We start from the raw sequence: 22,425 nt of genomic DNA on the forward strand, positions 1-22,425 counted from the left end.
ACCGTGATTCGAGCGCATCCGGTGACCGGAGCGCGATGGAACGGTAACAATCTCCCGTCGATCCGCCGTCGAGACGGCCACGGACCCCCGCCCAGGTCTCGACTCGGGAACGATGCGGCCCCGGGGGTCGATTTTTCGCTCCGGTTTCGGGTCGGGACGTCGGCGCGGTGGTCTAGCTTGAGGGAGCGCCCGCTGTCACATCTTCGAGGGCGCGGACGATCGAAGGGGTGAGGGCTACAGCCACGTCGATCCGATCGAGAGGTTTTCCTGCACGGTGCCGGGGGGTGCCAGGACATCACTGGAATCACTTTCGTGAAGGGGAGTTCGTTGCAAGAGCGGCTGCACATTCCGCCCGGGGCCTTCCCGTTGTCGTCCGCCCAGCGTTCGATCTGGGTCGCGCAACAGCTGGCACCCGAGGTCCCCGTCTGCATCGCCCAGTACGTCGACCTGTCCGGAGACCTCGATCTGGATCTGCTGCGCGCCGTCGCGCACGAGGCCGCTCGCGAGTTCCAGTCGCCGTACCTGCGCGTCGTCGAGGTCGACGGCGAGCCCTACCAGTACGTCGATCCGGACCTCGACCGCAGCGACGTCCCGCTGCTCGACTTCTCCGATGCCCCGGACCCGATGACCGCGGCGCAGCAGTGGATGAACACCGACTACGCCACCCCGGTCGATCTGGCCCACGACCCGCTGGTGAACATGACGATCCTGCGGATCGGCGAGCGACGACACCTGTGGTACAGCCGGATCCACCACGTCGCCCTCGACGGTTTCGGCGCCATGACGATGGTCAACCGGATCGCGGCCCTGTACTCGGCGGCCCACGAGGGCCGGGCCCCCGAACCACCCACCGCCGCCGACCTGTACGCCCTCTACCAGTCCGACCTCGACTACCGCGGTTCGGGCCGGTACACGAGCGACCGGGACTACTGGATCGAGCGGGTCGCCGGGCTCGAGGACGGATCGACCCTGGCGCGGCGGACGGCCCCGACCGCCGCGCGCAGCACCCTCGACAGCGTCACCCTGCCCGACGACCTGGTCGCGCGGTTGACCGACGCGGACGCCGCGAGCGGATCGTCGGCGGCCGCGACGGTGGTCGCGGCGTTCGCGTGCTACCTCTCCCGGATCACCGGCCGCGCCGACGTGATACTCAACCTGCCGGTGTTCGCGCGGACCACCGTGGCGGCGAAGCGTTCCGGCGGCATGCTCGTCAACACCGCGCCGCTGCACATCCGCCTCGAGGACGACGACACCCGCGGTGACCTGGTGCACCGCGCCCAGCTGGAGCTGACCGGTGCGCTGCGCCACCAGCGGTTCAGCCTCGAGGACATCCGCCGCGAGACCGGCACCGCCGGCCGGGTCCACAGCTACGGCGGGCCGATGATCAACGTGATGCTCTTCCGGCAGGAGATCGCGCTCGGCCCCATCCGCGGCGAGTTCCACATCATGACCTCGGGCCCGGTCGAGGACCTGCTGGTCAACATCTATCAGAGCGGCACCCCCGCCCGGACCTTCCTGGATTTCCGCGGCAATCCCAATCAGTACGAGCCCGGTGAACTGCGCGAGCACCACGGTCGCTTCCTCGAGCTGTTCACCGAGTTCCTGCGGGCCGAACCGGACACGCCGGTCGCGCGGATCCACCCCGCGACCGCCGCCGTCGCCGAGCGCCTGCGCCGCGACGCCGACCTCGAGCGGTTCTGGCGGGCCGCCCTGGCCGGGGCACCCGAACACCTCCAGCTGCCCACCGACCGTCGCCGCACCGGTCCGCGCAGCACCCCCGCCGCCGCCCGGCTCGACCTGCCCCTCCCCGCCGAGGTCGAGGACCGGGTGGGCGCCCTCGCCCGGCGCCACGGCGCCACCGCCCCCGAGGTGCTGCACGCCGCCGCCGCGGTCCTCGTCGGCCGGCTCACCGCCGGCACCGACACCCTCGTCGGCCTCTCCGCCCCGGCCGGGGCGTTGCCGCTGCGGGTCCAGCTCGACGAGAACGAGCCGTTCGCCGAGCTCCTCGGCCGGATCACGGCGATCCACGCCGCCGCCACCGCCCACGCCGACATCCCGGCCGACCGGCTCGCCCGGTGCTTCGACGCCCAGCACGTGCCCGCCCTGCCGGTGCTGCTCGACCCCGCCGGCACCGCCGCCGACGACGGCCTCGCGCACGCCGAACTCGTGCTGCACACCGCGACCGGCCCCGACGGCACCCACCTGCGGTGCACCTACGCCACCGACCTCTTCGACCCCGCCACCGCACGATCGTTCTGCGAACGTTTGCTGCGGGTGCTGGGCGCCGTCGTCGCCGACCCCACGGCGCCGGTCGGCAACGTCGACGTCGTCTTCCCGGAGGAAGCGGGGGAGCTGAGCCCGGTCCGCGGACTACCCGGATCGTCCCCGCAGCTGTGGCCCGAAATCCTCACCGCGGTGGCCTCGCACGTCCCGGAAGCGAGCGCGATCGAGTTCGAAGGCCGCACGATGACGTACGGGCAGCTCGACGCCTGGTCCAACCGGGTCGCCCGGGTGCTGATCGACGCCGGCGCCGGCCCGGAGACGTTCGTCGCCCTCGGCATCGCCCGATCCCTCGAATCGGTGGCCGCGATCTGGGCGGTGGCCAAGTCCGGTGCCGCCTACATGCCGGTCGACCCGACCTACCCGGCCGAGCGGATCGAGTACATGCTCGCCGACTCCGGGGCGGTGCTCGGTATGACCACCACCGCCCACCGTGACGGCCTGCCGGACGACGTGCCGTGGCTGGTCCTCGACGCCGCGGAGTTCGTCACGGCGCTGGATCCGGTCCCCGACGGCCCGGTGTCCGACCTCGACCGCCGCGGCGCGCTGCACTTCGACCATCCCGCCTACCTGATCTACACCTCCGGCTCCACCGGTCGACCGAAGGGCGTGGTGGTCCCGCACCGCGGTCTGGCGAACCTGTGCGCCGAACTGCACGGCCGGCACGGCCCCACCCCGCACTCGCGGGTCTCGCACTTCTCGTCCCCGAGCTTCGACGCCTCGGTGTACGAGTACATGACCGCCTTCGCGATCGGCGCCACCCTCGTCGTGGTGCCCCCGACGATCTACGGCGGCGAGGAACTCGCCCGTTTCTTCCGGGAGGAACGCATCACCCATGCCTTCTCCACCCCCGCGGCGCTGGCCTCGGTCGACCCGGAGGGCATCGCGACCGAGTCGGTCACCGTCGCCGGCGACGCGTGCCCGCCCGAACTCGTCGCCCGCTGGGCCCCGGGCCGGCGGATGTTCAACGCGTACGGCCCGACCGAGTGCACCATCGTCGTCAACATCTGCGGCCCGCTGACGCCGGCACCGACGATCCCGATCGGCACCCCCGTGCGCGGCACCCACGAGGTCGTCCTGGATTCCCGGCTGCGGCCGGTGCCGGTCGGGGTCGCCGGTGAGCTCTACATCGCCGGACCGGGCATCACCCGCGGCTACCGCCGCCGGCCCGGGCTCAGCGCCGAAAGGTTCGTCGCCGATCCGTTCGGGGCGCCGGGGGAGCGGATGTACCGCACCGGCGACGTGGTGCGCTGGCGCACCGACGGCGCCCTCGAATATCTGGGGCGTTCCGATTTCCAGGTCAAGGTCCGCGGGTTCCGGATCGAACTCGGCGAGATCGACACCGTCCTGACCGAGCACGACGATGTCACGTTCGCGGTGACGATCGGGCACACCGCCCCGTCCGGCGACACCGTCCTGGTGTCCTACGTGCTGCCGCCGGCCGGGCACACCGCCGAACCCGGCGCCCTCCTCGCGCACCTGACGCGGAGCCTGCCGGCGCACATGGTGCCCACGGCGATCGTCGTCCTCGACGCGATCCCGCTCACCCCCGTCGGCAAGCTCGACCGCCGCGCGCTGCCCGCTCCGGTGCTCGCGCCCGACGGCGGCACCTACGTCGCGCCGACCTCCGACGCCGAACGGACGGTGGCGCAGGTGTTCGCCGAACTTCTCGGCGTCGACCGCGTCGGTCTCGACGACAGCTTCTTCGACCTCGGCGGCAACTCGCTGATCGCCACCCGCGTCGTCGCCCGCGTCAACGCCGCCTTCGGCACCGACCTGGGGGTGCGGGCGTTGTTCGAGGCGCCGACGGTGCGGACCTTGGCCGCCCTGACCGCCGGCGCCGCCGCGAGCACCCGGACGGCGCTGGTGGCGGGACCCCGCCCGGACGTGCTCCCGGTCTCCGCAGTGCAGCAGCGGATGTGGTTCGTCAACCAGCTCGACACCACCTCCCCGGCCTACAACATCCCGATGGCGATCCGGCTGCGCGGCCGACTCGACCGCGACGCCCTCGCCGCCGCCGTCACCGATGTGCTCGCCCGCCACGAGGCCCTGCGCACCGAGTTCCCGGCCACCGCCGACGGACCCGTCCAGCGGATCCGCCCGGTCGAGCAGGTGCCCGTCGACCTCACCGCGACGACCGTCACCGCCGGGGAGCTGGCGCAGCGGGTGGCGGCGGAGGTGACCGCGGGGTTCGATGTGGCGGCGCAGGTGCCGGTGCGGGCGCGGTTGTTCGTGCTGGGCGACGAGGAGCATGTGCTGGTGTTCGTGGTGCATCACATCGCGGCGGACGGGGCGTCGATGGCGCCGCTGGCGCGGGATCTGATGACCGCCTACGCCGCCCGCACCGACGGCTCCGCCCCCGCCTGGACGCCCCTCGAGGTGCAGTACGCCGACTACGCGCTGTGGCAGCGGGCGGTCCTCGGCGACCCGGCCGACCCGGACTCGCTCGCCGCCGCCCAGCTCCGGTACTGGCGCGAGACCCTGTCCGGAGCACCGGAGGTGCTGGCGCTGCCCACCGACCGGGCCCGCCCGCCGCACCAGTCGTTCCGCGGCGCCACCGTCCGCTTCGACATCGGTGCCGAGCTGTACCGGGCCGTCGGCGACCTGGCCCGCACCCACGGCGCCACCCCCTTCATCACGGTGCACGCCGCCCTGGCGGTGCTGCTGGCCCGGCTGTCGGGCAGCGACGACATCACCGTGGGCACCCCCGTCTCCGGTCGCGGCGACCGCGCCCTCGACGATCTGGTCGGCATGTTCGTCAACACCGTGGTACTGCGCACCCCCGTCGACGCCGGGCACACCTTCGCCGAACACCTGACCCGCGTGCGGGACCGGGACCTCGACGCCCTCGCCCACACCGACCTGCCGTTCGACGCCCTGGTCGATGCCGTCCCCGGCCACCGGTCCGAGGCGTACGCGCCGCTGTTCCAGGTGATGCTGGCGTTCCAGAACAACGAGTCGGCCCACCTGCAGCTGCCCGGCCTGACCGTCGACATCTCCGAAATCGACACCGGCACCACCAAATTCGACCTGCATCTGACCCTGACGGAGGTCCCCGGCCAGGACGGGGCCGCCCCCGCTCTCACCGGTGCCCTGTCGTATGCGACCGACCTGTTCGACGCCGGCACCGTCACCGCCCTCACCGAACGGTTCGTGCGGCTGCTCGCCGCCGTGACCAGCGCCCCGCACGTGCCCGTCGGCGACCTCGACCTGCTCGACGGCGCGGAACGCGAGCTGATCCTGCGGCGCTGGAACGCCACCGACGCGTCCCGCACCGCACACACCCTCGCCGACCTGTTCGCCCGGCAGGCCGCCCGCACCCCCGACGCCGACGCCGTCGTGTTCGGCGACGAGACCGTGACCTACGCCGACTTCGACGCCCGCACCAACCGGCTCGCCCGGCACCTGATCGCCGCTGGGGTCGGCCCGGACCGTCTCGTCGGCCTCGCGATGCGCCGCTCGGTCGAGCTGCTCGTCGGGATGTACGCGGTCGTCAAGGCCGGCGGCGCATACCTGCCGCTCGACCCCGACCATCCCGCCGACCGGCTCGAATACGTCCTGGCCGACGCCCGCCCGGTGTGCGTGCTCACCACCACCGCCGACCGGACGCCGCTGCCCACCCCCGCGCCGGTCCTCGAGCTCGACCGGCTGGAGCTGAGCGGCGAATCCGCCGCCGCCCTCACCCCGCAGGAACGCCCCGCCCCGCTGACGGGTGACCACCTCGCCTACGTGCTCTACACCTCCGGCTCCACCGGCCGCCCCAAGGGCGTCGCGGTCACGCACGCCGCGATCGTCAACCGGCTGCGGTGGATGCAGCACACCTACCCGCTCACCGCCGAGGACACCGTCCTGCAGAAGACCCCCTTCACGTTCGACGTGTCGGTGTGGGAGTTCTTCTGGCCCCTGCAGACCGGGGCGCGGCTCGTCGTCGCCGCCCCCGACGGACACCGCGACCCCGCCTACCTCACCGCCGTCGTCGAGCAGCAGCACGTCACCGTGGCGCACTTCGTGCCGTCCATGCTCGCGGTGTTCGTCGCCGCCACCGACGCGACCCGCTGCACGTCGCTGCGGCTGCTGTTCTGCAGCGGCGAGGCGCTGCCCCCGGCCACGGTCACCGCCGCCCGCGCGGCATTCCCCGCCGCCGCGCTGCACAACCTGTACGGGCCCACCGAAGCCGCCGTCGACGTCACCTCGTGGGCCTGCACCGACGACGACCTCGACGTCGTGCCGATCGGGGCACCGGTGTGGAACACCCGCGTCCACGTCCTCGACGCGCGGCTGCACCCCGTCCCCGTCGGTGCCGTCGGGGAGCTGTACCTGTCCGGCATCCAGCTCGCCCGCGGCTATGTCAGGCGCGGCGACCTGACCGCCGACCGGTTCGTCGCCGACCCCTTCGGCCCGCCCGGCACCCGCATGTACCGCACCGGCGACCTCGTGTCCTGGCGTCGCGACGGCAATCTGGTCTACCTCGGCCGCACCGACTTCCAGGTCAAGCTCCGGGGCCTGCGGATCGAACTCGGCGAAATCGAGCACGCGTTGCTCGCGGACCCGGGCGTCGCGCAGACCGCCGTCGTGGTGCACCGGCCCGCCGGCGCCGCCGACGGTTCCGACGGGGTGCTCGTGGCGTACGTGGTGCCCGAGTCCGACCGCACCGTCGACACCGCGGCAATGCTCGAGGCGGCCGCGGCCCGGCTGCCCGGCTACATGGTGCCCACCCACGTCGTCGTCCTCGACCGGTTCCCGCTCAACCCGAACGGCAAGCTCGACCGCAAGGCCCTGCCCGCCCCGGATCTCGCGGCCGGCCGGGCGACGGACCCCGTCGCGCCGCGGACCCCGGTCGAGCAGGTGCTGGCCGAGATCTTCGCCGATCTGCTCGCGGTGCCGAGGGTCGGGGTGCACGACAACTTCCTGGAACTGGGCGGCAACTCCCTGCTGGCCATGCGGATGGCCGCGCGCATCGCCGCCGCCACCGGCACCGACGTGGGCGTGCGCGACCTGTTCGACGCCCCCACCGTCGCGGCCCTGGCCGAGCGGCTGCGCGACCGCGACGCCGCGGCCCGGCCCCCGCTCGCCGCCGCCGCGACCCGGCCGCCGGTGGTCCCGCTGTCCCCGGCGCAGCAGCGCATGTGGTTCATCAACCAGTTCGACACGACGTCCCCGGCCTACAACATCGCCGTCGCGTTGCGCCTGACCGGGACGCTCGACCACGCGGCGCTGCGGGCCGCCGCCGCCGACGTCGCAGCCCGCCACGAGACGCTGCGCACGCGCTACCCGCTCACCGACGACGGCCCGGTACAGGTCGTGCTGCCCGTTGCGGTGTGGCAGCCCGACCTCACCGTCACCCCCGTCGAGACCGAGGACACGGTGCCCGCGCACATCGACCGGATCGTCGGCACCGGCTTCGACGTCGCCACCGAGGTGCCGGTGCGGATCCGGCTGCTCACCGTCACCGACACCGACCACGTGCTGGTCCTGGTCGTGCACCACATCGCCGCCGACGGATTCTCGATGGGGCCGCTGGGGCGGGATCTGATGACCGCGTACGCCGCCCGCGCCGAGGGGCACGCCCCCACCTGGTCGCCGCTGCCGGTGCAGTACGCCGACTACACGCTGTGGCAGCACGCCGTCCTCGGCGACGAGTCCGAGCCCGCCACCCTCGCCGCGCGGCAGCTCGCGTTCTGGCACGAGGAACTGGCCGGGGCACCGGAACTGCTCGAGCTGCCGTGGGATCGGCCGCGTCCGGTGCAGCAGTCCGGCCGCGGTGCCCGCGTGGCCTTCGAGATCGGCACCGAGACCCATCGCGGGATGCTCGCGCTGGCCCGCGCGCACGACGCGTCGCTGTTCATGGTCGTGCACGCGGCGCTCACGGTGCTGCTGGCGCGGCTGTCCTCCAGCGACGACATCGTGATCGGCACCCCCGTCGCCGGCCGTGGCGACCGCGCCCTCGACGATCTGGTCGGCATGTTCGTCAACACCGTGGTGCTGCGGGCCCCGGTCGACGAACGCGAACGGTTCGACGCGCTGCTGCGGCGCATCCGGTCGGCGGACCTGGCGGCGTTCGGGCAGGCCGACGTCCCGTTCGAGCGGCTCGTCGAGGCCCTCGACCCGCCCCGGTCGACGTCCTACCCGCCGCTGTTCCAGGTGCTGCTCGAATTCCAGGACATCGAGCGCCCCGAGATCGCCCTGCCCGGCGCCACGGCCCGCGTGCTCGACCTCGATCCCGGCCTGTCCCCGTTCGACCTGCAGCTGTCGATCGCCGAACGGCCCGGACACGCCGGCGTGCAGGCGGCGTTCACCTACGCCACCGATCTGTTCGACGCCGCCACGGTCGCCTCGTTCGCGGACCGGTTCGTGCGGATCCTCGACGCCGTCACCGCGGATGCGGCCGTGACGGTGGGGGACGTGGAGATCGTCACCCCCCGTGAATTCGCCGCCCTGGCCCCGGCGCGGGGCCGGCCCGCGGTCTCCCCGCAGCTGTGGCCCGAACTGCTGTCGTCGGTGGCGGCGATCGTGCCGGAGGCGGTCGCCCTGTCGTTCGAGGGCCGCACCGTCACCTACGGGGAGCTCGACGCGTGGTCCAACCGGCTGGCCCGGGTCCTCGTCGAGCGCGGCGTCGGGCCCGAATCCTTCGTCGCGCTAGGGATTTCCCGGTCGATCGAGTCGGTGGCGGCGGTGTGGGCGGTGACCAAGTCCGGAGCGGCGTTCGTCCCCGTCGATCCCGGCTACCCGGCCGAGCGGATCGCCTACATGCTCGACGACTGCCGGGCCGTCCTCGGGCTGACCACCACCGCGCACCGCGACGTGTGGCCCACCGACTCGGTGCCGTGGCTGCTGCTCGACGACCCCGGCCTGCGCCGCGGGCTCGACGCCGTCTCGCCCGCCCCGGTCACCGACGACGACCGTCGGGCCCCGCTGCGGTACGACCATCCGGCCTATCTGATCTACACCTCCGGCTCGACCGGCCGCCCCAAGGGCGTCGTCGTCACCCACCGCGGCCTGACGAACCTCAACGCCGAAGTGCGCGAACACTTCTCGATCACCCACCGGGCCCGCGTGTCGCACCTGGCGTCGCCGAGCTTCGACGCGTCCCTGTTCGAGCTGACCAAGGCGTTCTGCGCCGGCGCCACCCTCGTCATCGTGCCGCCCACCGTCTACGGCGGCGAGGAACTCGCCCGCATCCTGCGTGAGGAACACATCACCCACGCCTTCGTGACCCCCACCACCCTCGCCTCCCTCGACCCCACCGGGCTCGACGAGCTGCGCGTGCTCGTCGTCGCCGGGGAGGCCTGCCCACCGGAACTGGTCGAGCGGTGGGCGCCGGGCCGGCACATGTACAACGGTTACGGCCCGTCCGAGGCCACCATCGAAACCAGCGTCAGCCCCGACATGCGTCCGGACACCACCGTCACCGTCGGCGGGCCCGCGATCGGCTTCCACGAAGTCGTCCTCGACGAACGACTGCGGCCGGTCCCCACCGGGGTCGCCGGTGAGCTCTACATCGCCGGCGCCGGCCTCGCCCGCGGCTACCATCGTCGCCCCGACCTCACCGCCGCCCGGTTCGTCGCCGACCCGTTCGGGGCGCCGGGGGAGCGGATGTACCGCACCGGCGACGTGGTGCGCTGGCGCACCGACGGCACCGTCGAGTACCTGGGGCGTTCCGATTTCCAGGTCAAGGTCCGCGGGTTCCGGATCGAACTCGGCGAGATCGACACCGTCCTCGCCGCCCACGACGACGTCGCCTTCGCGGTGACGATCGGGCACACCGCCCCGTCCGGCGACACCGCCCTCGTCGCCTACGTGCTGCCGGAGACCGGCCACCACGTCGACACCGCCGCGCTGCGCGGGCACGTCGCCGGGCAACTGCCGGCCCACATGGTGCCCGCCGCGGTCGTCGTCCTCGACGAGATCCCGCTCACCCCCGTCGGCAAACTCGACCGCCGCGCCCTCCCGGTGCCGGACCTGTCGGCCACCGGCGAATACCGCGCCCCGGCCACCGACACCGAGACCGTCATCGCCGAGATCGTCGCCGAGGCCCTCGGCCACGAGAAGGTCTCCGTCGACGACAGCTTCTTCGACCTCGGCGGCAACTCGCTGATCGCCACCCGCGTCGTCGCCCGCATCAACAACGCCCTCGGCACCGACGCCGGCGTGCGGGTGCTGTTCGAGGCTCCCACGGTGCGGACCCTGGCCGCCCGCATTCTCGACGACCACGCCGGCGGCCCCCGCGTCCCCCTCACCGCGGGCCCGCGCCCGGACCGGATCCCGCTGTCCCCGGCGCAGCAGCGGATGTGGTTCGTCAACCAGTTCGACACCACCTCGGCCGCATACAACATCCCCCTGGCGATCCGGCTGACCGGCCGACTCGACCGGGCGGCGCTCACCGCCGCCGTGCACGACCTGATCGTCCGCCACGAAACCCTGCGCACCTGGTACCCGAGCGAGAACACCGGACCGGCGCAGCTGGTCACCGATCCCGCCCAGGCCACCCCCGACCTCGACCCGGTCCCGGTGTCCGCCGGGGAGCTGGCGCAGCGGGTGGCGGCGGAGGTGACCGCGGGGTTCGATGTGGCGGCGCAGGTGCCGGTGCGGGCGCGGTTGTTCGTGCTGGGCGACGAGGAGCATGTGCTGGTGTTCGTGGTGCATCACATCGCGGCGGACGGGGCGTCGATGGCGCCGCTGGCGCGGGATCTGATGACCGCCTACGCCGCCCGCACCCGCGGGCAGGACCCGGCCTGGACGCCGCTGCCGGTGCAGTACGCCGACTACGCGCTGTGGCAGCGGGCGGTCCTCGGCGACGCGGCCGACCCGGACTCGCTCACCGCCCGGCAGCTCGACTACTGGCGCACCACCCTGGCCGACCTGCCCGAAGTCCTCGCCCTGCCCACCGACCGGCCCCGCCCGCCGCACCAGTCGTTCCGCGGCGCCACCGTCCGCTTCGACATCGAACCCGAGCTGCACCGCCGCCGCGCCGACCTCGCCGCCGCCCACGGCGCCACCGTGTTCATGGCGGTGCACCCGGTGCTGGCGGTGGTGCTGGCGCGGTTGTCGGGCAGCGACGACATCGCGGTGGGGACTCCGATCGCCGGGCGGGGGCATCGTGCCCTCGACGATCTGGTCGGCATGTTCGTCAACACCCTGGTGCTGCGCACCCCGGTCACCCCCGCACTGCCGTTCACCGACCACCTCGAACGCACCCGCGAGGCCGATCTCGCCGCGTTCGGCCACGCGGACCTGCCCTTCGAGAAACTCGTCGACGCCCTCGCCCCCACCCGCGCGACCGACCACGCCCCGCTCGTCCAGGTGGTCCTCGAATTCCAGAACAACGAACGCGCCCACCTGCAGCTGCCGGACCTGACCGTCGACGCCCTCGACGCCGACGCCCCCGTCGCCAAGTTCGACCTGCAGCTGACGATGGGGGAGAACCCGACCGCCGGTCCCGACCCCGCCGGCATGACCGGTGCCTTCACCTTCGCCACCGACCTGTTCGACGCCGACACCGTCACCACCTTCGCCGAACGGTTCGTGCGGCTGCTCACCGCCGTCACCACCGACCCGGCCCGGCCCGTCGGCGACCTCGACCTGCTCGACCCCACCGAGCGACCCGCGCCCGCGCCCCGCGCCGGCCGGCACGCCGAGACCCTCACCGCCGTGTTCGCGCGGTCCGTCGCCGCCGGACCCGACACGGTCGCGATCACCGCCCCCACCGACCCGGCGACCCCGGCGCTGACCTACCGCGAACTCGCCGCACGGGCACGTCGCCTGGCCCGGGCCCTGGTCGCCCACGGAGCCGGACCCGACCGGCTCGTCGCCGTCGCCGTGCCCCGCTCCACCGACCTGATCGTCACCCTGCTCGCCGTCCTCGAGACCGGCGCCGGATACCTGCCCGTCGACGTGTCCTACCCGCCGGAGCGGCTCGCGTTCCTCTTCGACGACGCCCGGCCCGTGTGCATCGTCACCACCACCGCCACCACCGCCGCCCTGCCCGCCGGGGACACCCCGATGCTGCTGCTCGACACCCCCGACACCGCCGCCCGCCTCGCGGACCTGCCCGACGGCCCACTCACCGACGCCGACCGGCTCGGTGCGCTGCACCCCGACCACACCGCCTACGTCATCTACACCTCCGGCTCGACCGGCCGACCCAAGGGCGTCGTCGTCCCGCACCGCAACGTCGTCACCCTCCTCGCCGAAACCCAGGGCCGATTCGGGTTCGACGAGCACGACGTGTGGACCATGTTCCACTCCTACGCCTTCGACTTCTCGGTATGGGAACTGTGGGGCGCCCTCGCCTACGGCGGCCGCCTCGTCGTCGTCGACCACCACACCGCCCGCTCCCCGGAGGCGTTCCTCGACCTGCTGCGCCGCGAGCACGTCACCGTGCTCAACCAGACCCCCACCGCGTTCTACCAGCTGATCGAGGCCGACCGCGCCGCCGGTGACCACGCCCTGTCGCTGCGCTACGTCGTCTTCGGCGGCGAGGCCCTCGACCTCGCCCAGCTCGAACGCTGGTACCGCCGCCACCCGGACACCGCCCCGGCGCTGGTGAACATGTACGGCATCACCGAAACCACCGTGCACGTGACCCTGCAGCCGCTGGACCGGCAGTTCGCCGCGACCGCGTCGGCCAGCGTCATCGGCGACGCCATCCCCGGCCTGACCGTGCACGTCCTCGACCGGCGCCTGCACCCGGTGCCGCCGGGAGTGATCGGCGAGATGTACGTCTCCGGGGAACAAGCCGCCCGCGGCTACCTCGGCCGCCCCGACCTGACCGCCGCGCGCTTCGTCGCCGACCCGTTCACCGGACCGGGCGCCCGCATGTACCGCACCGGCGACCTCGCCCGCCGGCGCCGCGACGGCCGCCTCGAGTACCTCGGCCGCAGCGACTTCCAGGTGCAACTGCACGGTTTCCGCATCGAACTCGGCGAAGTCGAGGCGGCGCTGCTGCGCTGCCCGGGCGTCGCCCGCGCCGTCGTCGTGCTCCACCGCGACGAACGGGCCGCCGACCGCCTCGTCGGGTACGTGGTTCCGCAGATCGGCGCGACCGTCGACGTGGCCGCCACGCTCGAGCAGGTCGCCGGCGGTCTCGCCGCCTACATGGTCCCGGCCACCCTCGTCGTCCTCGACACCCTGCCGGTCACGGCCACCGGCAAGCTCGACCGCAGGGCACTGCCCGACCCCGACTTCGGTGCGCTGGTCACCGCGACCCGCGCCCCCGCCGGCCACCTCGAAAAGCAGCTCGTCGAGCTGTTCGCGCAGGTCCTCGGCCTCGACACGGTCGGCGTGGACGACTCGTTCTTCGCGCTCGGCGGGGACAGCATCATGTCCATCCAGCTGGTCTCGCGCGCCCGCGCCGCCGGGATCGAGCTGAGCCCCCGGGACGTGTTCGAACGCAAGACCCCCGCCGCGCTCGCCGCCGTCGCCACCCTCGGCGACGGCCCGGCCGTCCTCGCGGAGCTGCCCGGCCGCGGCGTCGGCGCCGTTCCCCTGACCCCGATCGTGCGGTGGATGCTCGAACGCGGCGGCAGCATCGACCGCTACTCCCAGGCCGCGCTGCTGCGGCTGCCCGCCGGGCTGGACCGCGCCACCCTGACAGCCACGCTGCAGGCGGTGCTGGACCGGCACGACATCCTCCGCGCCCGCTTCGTCCCCGACGTCGACGACCCCGCCGGAGTCGGCCTGCAGGTCCGCGGACCCGGCGCGGTCACCGCCGACACGCTCATCCACCGCGTCCCCGTCACCACCGCCGCCGACACCGACGACTTCTTCGCCCTCGCCGCCGCCGAACTCGACGCCGCCGCCGACCGGCTCGACACCGCCGCCGGAATCCTGCTGCAGGCAGTATGGTTCGACGCCGCCGCCGGCTCCGGGCGCCTGCTGCTGGTCGTGCACCACCTCGCCGTCGACGGCGTGTCCTGGCGCATCCTCGTCCCCGACCTCGCGGCCGCATGGGCCGCCGCCCGCCACGGCACCGCGATCGAGGACACCCCCGCCGGCACCTCCGTGCGGCGCTGGGCGCACGCCCTCGTCGACGCCGCGCACCGCGCCGACCGTGTCGCCGAACTCGACCGCTGGACCACGATCCTCGACGGGGACGACCCGCTGCTCGGGGACCGTCCCCTCGACCCGGTCGTCGACACCAACGCCACGGTCCGCACCGTGGCCACCGACCTGCCCGCCGACGTCACCGCCGCGCTGCTGACCACGGTGCCCGGCGCGTTCCACGGCACCGTCAACGACGGCCTGCTCACCGCCCTGGCACTGGCGGTCACCGCCTGGCGCCGCGACCGCGGAACCGTCGCCGACGACGTGCTGATCGGCCTCGAAGGCCACGGCCGCGAGACCGCGGTCGCCCCCGGCGCGGACCTGTCCCGCACCGTCGGCTGGTTCACCACCATCCATCCGGTCCGGCTCGACCTGGGCGATGTCGACCTGCCGGACGCGTTCGACGGCGGCGACGCTGCCGGCGCGGCCGTCAAGGCCGTCAAGGAACAGCTCGCCGCCGTCCCCGACCACGGCATCGGGTTCGGCCTGCTGCGCTACCTCAACGCCGACACCGCCGCCCGGCTGCGCACCCACCCCGCCCCGCAGATCAGCTTCAACTACCTCGGTCGTCTCACCCCGGCCGTCGCCGACACGGACACCCCGTGGCTCCCGGTCGACGCCTTCGACCGGGGCGGCGCGCAGAGCCCGGACATGCCGGCCGCCGCGGTCGTCGACATCAACGCCGTCACCGTGCCCACCCCCGACGGGCCCGTGCTGCGCGCCACCTGGTCCTACCCGCAGCACCTGCTCGCCGACACCGACGTCGCCGCCCTCACCGAGCGGTGGGCGGCCGCCGCCGCCGCCCTCGCCCGGCACGTCCACCGCCCGCACGCCGGTGGCCTGACCCCCTCCGACGTGCCCCTCGTCGCCCTCGACCAGCCCGCCCTCGACCGCCTCGAACGCCACTACCGCGGGGCCGGCCACGACGGCGGCCTGGCCACCGTGTGGCCCGTCGCCCCGCTACAAGCCGGGCTGCTGTTCCACGCCCTGCTCGCCGAGCAGTCCGCCGACGCCTACGTCGTCCAACTCGTCCTCGACCTGCACGGCACCGTGGACCCCGACCGGCTGCACCGAGCCGCGCAACTGCTGCTCGACCGCCACCCCAACCTGCGGGCCGCGTTCGCCGACGACGGCTCCGGCGGCTTCGTGCAGGTCGTGCCCGCCCGCGTCGACCTACCTTGGACGGTGCTCGACCTGACCGGACTCGACGATCCGGACCGCCAGGCGGCACGCCTGCTCGACGAGGACCGCCGCACCCGCTTCGACACCGCCGTCGCCCCGCTGCTGCGCGCCACCCTCGTGCGGGTCGCCGTCGACCGGTACCGGCTGGCCCTGACCAACCACCACATCCTGCTCGACGGCTGGTCCACCCCGCTGCTGGTCAAGGACCTGCTGTTGCTCTACGCCACCGACGGCGACACCGCGTCCCTGGGCCGCCCGCGCAGCTACGGCGACTACCTGCAGTGGCTGGCCGGGCAGGACACCGACGCCGCCGCGGACGCCTGGGCCCACGCCCTCGCCGGCCTCGACGAGCCCACCCTGCTCGCTCCCACCCACCGGCCCGGCCGCACCGCCGCGGTCTCGCAAGACCTCGACCTCGACCTTCCGGGTGGGCTCGCCGCGCGCCTCGACGCCGTCGCCGCCGACCGCGGCGTGACCGTCAACACCGTGGTGCAGACCGCATGGGCGCTCGTGCTCGGTGCGCTGACCGGCCGCGACGACGTCGTCTTCGGCGCCACCGTCTCCGGCCGGCCCCCGCAGGTCACCGGAATCGAGTCGATGGTGGGGCTGTTCATCAACACCGTCCCGGTCCGGGTCACCGTGCGCCCCGCCGAGACCCTCGGCGCCCTGCTCGACCGGGTACAGGCCGAGCAGGCAGCCATGCTCGACCACCACCACATCGGTCTGAGCGCCATCGAACGCCGGGTCGGCGCCGCCGCCGGCTTCGACACCCTCACCGTGTTCGAGTCCTACCCCGTGGACCGGGCCGGTCTGACCGAGGACACCGACATCGCCGGGATGCGGGTGGCCGGGATCAGCGGCCACGACGCCACGCACTACCCTCTGAGCATCGTCGCCCACCCGTCCGGCAGCGGGGACACCGCCACCCTGCACCTGCGGCTGAAGTACCTGCCCGAGGTGTTCGACCGGGCGACCGTCGAGACCGTCGCCCACCGCGTCGAGAAGGTCCTGACCGCTCTCGCCGGCGATCTGCACGCCCCGGCCGCGGCCGTCGACGTGCTCGTCGGCGACGAACGCGCCGCCCTGGCGCCGGTCCGGGGTCCCGTCGGCGGCACCACCCGCACCCTGCCGGAGGTGTTCGGCGCGACCGCCGCCGCGCACCCGGATGCCGTCGCGATCGTCGACGGCGCCGCCCGGTGGACCTACCGCCGCCTCGACGACTGGTCCACCCGTGCCGCGCGGATCCTGGCCGACCTCGGCGTGGGCCCGGAAACGTTCGTGGCCCTGGGGATTTCACGGTCACTGCATTCGGTGGCCGCGATGTGGGCGGTGACCAAGACCGGTGCCGCGTTCGTGCCCGTCGACCCGAACTATCCCACCGACCGCATCGCCTTCATGCTCGCCGACAGCGGCGCCGCCCTCGGGCTGACCACCGCCGCCCACCACGACACCCTGCCCGGCACCGTCCGCTGGCTCCCCGTCGACACCGACGACTTCGCCGCCCGGCTCGCCGCCACCCCGGCCGTCCCCCTCGGCGACGCCGACCGCCGCGGCCCCCTGCGGCTGGACCACCCCGCCTACCTCATCTACACCTCCGGTTCCACCGGCCGCCCGAAGGGTGTGGTGACCACCCACCGCAGCCTCGAGAACTTCGCCCTCGACCAGCGGGAGCGGTTCGGCGCCGGACCCGGCGCGACCGTCATGCACTTCTCCTCCCCGAGCTTCGACGCCTCGATCTTCGAGTACCTGCTCGCGTTCGGCTCCGGCGCCGCCCTCGCGGTCGTCCCACCCACCGTGTACGGCGGTGAGGAACTCGCCCGCGTCCTGCGCGAGCACGGCGTCACCCACGGCTTCATCACCCCCGCCGCCCTCGCCTCCCTGCCCGCCGCCGACCTCGACGCCTTCGTCGACCTCGCCGTCGGCGGCGAGGCGTGGCCGGCCGAACTACGCGACACGTGGGCACCGGGCCGGCGCATGGTCAACGCCTACGGTCCCACCGAGACCACGATCATGGCCGCGATCAGCGCCCCGATGACCGCCGCCGGACCCGTCACCCTCGGGGGCCCGCTGCGCGGGGTCCGCGCCGTCGTCCTCGACGCCGCCCTGCGCCCCGTGCCCGCCGGCGTCGCCGGCGAGCTGTACCTCGGTGGCCTCGGCCTGGCCCGCGGCTATCACGCCCGCCCCGACCTGACCGCCGCCCGGTTCGTCGCCGATCCGTTCGGAGCGCCGGGGGAGCGGCTGTACCGCACCGGCGACGTGGTGCGCTGGACCGACGCCCTCGAACTGGAATATGTTGGCCGTTCCGACTTCCAGGTCAAGGTCCGCGGGTTCCGCATCGAACTCGGCGAGATCGACGCCGCGTTGTGCAGTCACCCGGACGTCGCGTTCGCCGCGACCCTCGGCCACACCGCACCCTCCGGGGAGACCGTGCTCGTCGCCTACGTGCTGCCCACCCCCGGCCACGGAATCGACACCGACGCCCTGCGCGCGCACGTCGGCGACCGGCTGCCCGCGCACATGGTGCCCGCCGCGGTCGTCGTCCTCGACGAGATCCCGCTCACCCCGGTCGGCAAACTCGACCGCCGTGCCCTGCCCGCACCGGACCTGTCCGGCGGCAGCGGGGACTACACTTCACCGGCCGACGGGCTCGAATCCGTCGTCGCCGGGGTGTTCGCCGACGTCCTCGGCCTCGACCGGGTCTCGGTGACCGACAACTTCTTCGACATCGGCGGCAACTCCCTCGTCGCCACCCGCGCCGCGTCCCGTCTCGGCGCCGCCCTCGGCGTCGACCTCGGGGTACGGGCCCTGTTCGAAGCGCCCACCGTCCGCGCCCTCGCGGCCCGGCTGGCCGCGACCCCGGGCGCCGAACCGGCCACCGGTGCCGGCCCGGTCCGCCGCCCCCGCCCGGACCGCATCCCCCTGTCCCCGGCCCAGCAGCGGATGTGGTTCGTCAACCAGTTCGACACCAGCTCCCCGGCCTACAACATTCCGCTCGCGATCCGGCTGACCGGTCATCTGTCCGTCGCCGCGCTCGACACCGCCGTCCGCGACGTCCTGGCCCGGCACGAGAGCTTGCGCACCGTCTACCCGGCCGGTCCCGACGGGCCCGTGCAGCGGATCCTCGACGCCGACGACGTCGGTCTCACCGTCGACGTCGTGCCCGCGACCGAGGACACCGTCCTCGCCGCCGCCGCGGAGTTCGCCGCCACCGGATTCGACATCACCGTCGACGTGCCGCTGCGGGCACGGGTGTATGCGCTCGGCCGCGACGAGCACCTCGCCGTCCTCGTCGTCCACCACATCGCGGGGGACGGTTTCTCCACCGGGCCTCTCGCCCGCGACCTGATGACCGCCTACCAGGCACGCACCCGCGGCGACGCACCCGCCTGGGCGCCGCTCGACGTGCAGTACGCCGACTACACCCTCTGGCAGGTCGACCGCCTCGGCGACGCCGCCGTCCCCGGCTCCCTCGCCGCCACCCAGCTCGACTACTGGCGCACCGCCCTCGCCGGTCTGCCCGAAGTCCTCGCCCTGCCCACCGACCGGCCGCGGCCCGCCCAGCAGTCCTTCCGCGGCGACGTCGTCCGCTTCCCCGTCGACGCCGCCCTGCACGAACGCCTCACCCGCCTCGCCGCCGCGCACGGCACGACCGTGTTCATGGCGGTGCACGCGGTGCTGGCGGTGTTGCTGGCGCGGTTGTCGGGCAGCGACGACATCGCGGTGGGGACTCCGATCGCCGGGCGGGGGCATCGTGCCCTCGACGATCTGGTGGGCATGTTCGTCAACACCCTGGTGCTGCGCACCCACGTTCCCGGACAGCTCACCTACGCCGAGCTGCTCACCGCCGTCACCAGCACCGACCTCGACGCCTTCGCCCACGCCGACGTCCCCTTCGAACAGGTCGTCGAAACCGTCGACCCGGCTCGTTCCACAGCCCACGCGCCGCTGTTCCAGGTCTCGCTCGAATTCCAGAACACCGCACGTCCCCGCCTCGAACTGCCGCACCTGACCGTCAGTGGGGTGCCGCTCGACCCGACGGTCGCCAACTTCGACCTCGAACTCCTCCTCGGCGAGAACCACGACGACACCGGCGCCCCCGCCGGCTTCGACGCCGCCCTCGTCTACGCCACCGACCTGTTCGACGCCGACACCGTCACCGCCTTCGCCGACCGGTTCGTCCGCCTCCTCGACGCCGTCACCGCCGCCCCCGACACACCCGTCGGTGACATCGACCTCGTCACCGCCGAGGAGAGCCGCGCCCTGGTCCCCGCCCACGGCCCGCACACCCTCGGCACCCGGGTGTGGCCGCAGATCCTCGCCGACGCCGTCGCCGTCGACCCGGACGCCCTCGCCGTCGTCGACGGGCCCCGCCGCGCCACCTACCGCGAACTCGACGCCCACTCGAGCCGCCTCGCCCGGATGCTCGTCGACTACGGCGTCGGCCCCGAGACCGTCGTCGCCCTCGGTCTGCCCCGCAGCCTCGACTCCGTGACCGCCCTGTGGGCCGTGACCAAGACCGGCGCCGCATTCGTGCCCGTCGACCCGAGCTACCCGCGTGAACGCATCGAGTACATGCTCACCGACAGCGGCGCCGCCCTCGGCCTCACCGTCACCGCCCATCGCGACGCGCTGCCCGCCACCGTGCCGTGGTTCGCGCTGGACTCCGCCACCACCGTCGCCGAACTCGCACCGTACTCACCCGAACCCCCGACCGACGCCGAGCGCACCGCCCCCCTCGACCCCGATCATCCCGCCTACCTGATCTACACCTCCGGGTCGACCGGCCGCCCCAAGGGCGTCGTGCTCACCCACCGCGGCCTGTCCGACCTCGCCGTCGAGGAACACCTGCACCTCGACGTCCGGCCCGGCAGCCGCGTCTCGCACCTGGCCTCGCCGAGCTTCGACGCCTCGGTGTTCGAACAGATGATGGCCCTCTCCGCCGGTGCCGCCCTCGTGATCGTGCCCCCGGCCGTGTACGGCGGCAGCGAGCTCGCCGAGGTCCTGCACACCGAGCAGGTCACTCACGCGTTCATCACCCCGACCGCGCTGGCGTCCCTCGACCCGGACGCCGTCGACAGTGTCGGGGTGCTCCTCGTCGCCGGGGAGGCCTGCCCACCCGAACTCGTCGCCCGCTGGGCCCCCGGCCGCCGCATGGTCGACGCCTACGGCCCCACCGAGGCGACCATCATGACCTCCATCAGCGATCCCCTGGCGCCGGGTGAGCCCGTCACCATCGGCCGCCCCACCCGCGCCTTCCACGCCGTCGTCCTCGACGCCCGGCTGCGGCCGGTGCCCGTCGGCGTCGCCGGCGAGCTGTACGTCGCGGGACCGGGCCTCGCGCGGGGCTATCACGCCCGCCCCGACCTGACCGCCGCCCGGTTCGTCGCCGATCCGTTCGGGGTGCCGGGGGAGCGGCTGTACCGCACCGGCGACGTGGTGCGCTGGACCAAGGACCACAACCTCGAGTACGTCGGCCGCTCCGACTTCCAGGTCAAGGTCCGCGGGTTCCGCATCGAACTCGCCGAGATCGACGCCGCGCTCACCGGGCACCGGGACGTGGTGTTCGCCCACACCGTCGGCCGCACCGCCCCGTCGGGGGAGACCGTCCTCGCCTCCTACGTCCTACCGGCCCCCGGCGCCGCCCCCGATCCCGCCGACATAAAATCATTTGTGGCACAACAGCTTCCGGCCCACATGGTGCCGACGGCCGTGGTCGTGCTCGACGGGATCCCGCTCACGCCGGCCGGCAAACTGGACCGGCGCGCCCTCCCGGAGCCGGACTTCGCGGCGCTCGGCGGCACCTACCGTGCCCCGGCCACGGAACTCGAGCGCACCGTGGTGGGGGTGTTCGTCGACTACCTCGGCCTGGATCGGGTCTCGGTCGACGACAACTTCTTCGACCTCGGCGGCACCTCGCTGCTCGCCACCCGGATGCTGCCGGCGCTCGGTGAGCGTCTCGGGCGGCCCGTGCCGCTGCACTCGATCTTCACGCATCCGACCCCCGCCGGCCTCGCCGCCCATCTGAGCGGTCCGCAGGACCGCGCCGGCATCGACGCGGCGCTGCAGGTGCTCGTACCGCTGCGCGACGGGACCGGCACGCCGCTGTTCTGCGTCCACCCGGCCGCCGGGTTGTCGTGGGCCTACGCGCCGCTCGCCCAACGCATCGGCGGTGACCGCCCCGTCTACGGTCTCCAGTTGCCCACTCTCAGCGGTGGTCCCGCCCCGGAGTCGGTCACCGCGCTGGCCGAGCGGTACGTCGAGGAGATCCGCCGCATCCAGCCGCACGGCCCCTATCACCTGCTCGGCTGGTCGCTCGGCGGGGTCGTCGCCCACGCCGTCGCCGTGGAGCTGCGCCGGGCAGGGGAGCGGGTGGACACCCTCGCCCTGCTCGACAGTCACCTCAGCGTCCGCGGCGCCGGCTCGGTCGGGATCCGCGACATGCTCCGCGATCTGGGTGTGCCGTTCGACACCGAACAGGAGCCGACCTACGAGCAGGCGTCGGAACTGCTCGATGCGGCGCTGGGCGGCGGCACCGGTCTGACGGCTGCGCACCTCGAGCGGATCCACCGGGGTTCGGCCGCCGCGTTGCGGGCGGCCCGCCGGCACGCGCCCGCCACCTTCGACGGGGACGTGCTGTTCTTCACCGCCGTCCGGTCCGCAGCCCCGGTCGCGGCGGTCGCGGCGTGGCACAACGTGGTGTCGGGGGAGATCCACCAGTACCGGATCGACTGCGATCACCACGAGATGGTGTCCCCGCACGCGGTCGAGGCGATCGTGCAGGTCCTGTCGGCGCGGCTGGCGGACCCGGCGGTCACCGGCGCGGGCCCGCGGAACTGACACCGCCGTCCGGACCGCATCATCCTTCCGCCACCGGGCTGCTCATGCGATCCGCCGCGCGTCGCTCGAGGCGAGGGCCGGGCA

1 protein-coding gene is annotated in these 22,425 nt (G+C 73.6%); it reads left to right on the forward strand.

Features of this window, described 5'->3' with window-relative positions:
- Positions 1-327: 327 nt before the first annotated feature.
- Positions 328-22,341, forward strand: coding sequence for a non-ribosomal peptide synthase/polyketide synthase (locus tag QYS60_RS12325; protein WP_371383294.1), 22,014 nt, complete (start codon positions 328-330; stop codon positions 22,339-22,341).
- Positions 22,342-22,425: the final 84 nt, after the last annotated feature.

Source organism: Rhodococcus sp. GXMU-t2271, assembly GCF_041414735.1.
In the GTDB taxonomy this organism is placed as follows: domain Bacteria; phylum Actinomycetota; class Actinomycetes; order Mycobacteriales; family Mycobacteriaceae; genus Rhodococcus; species Rhodococcus indonesiensis.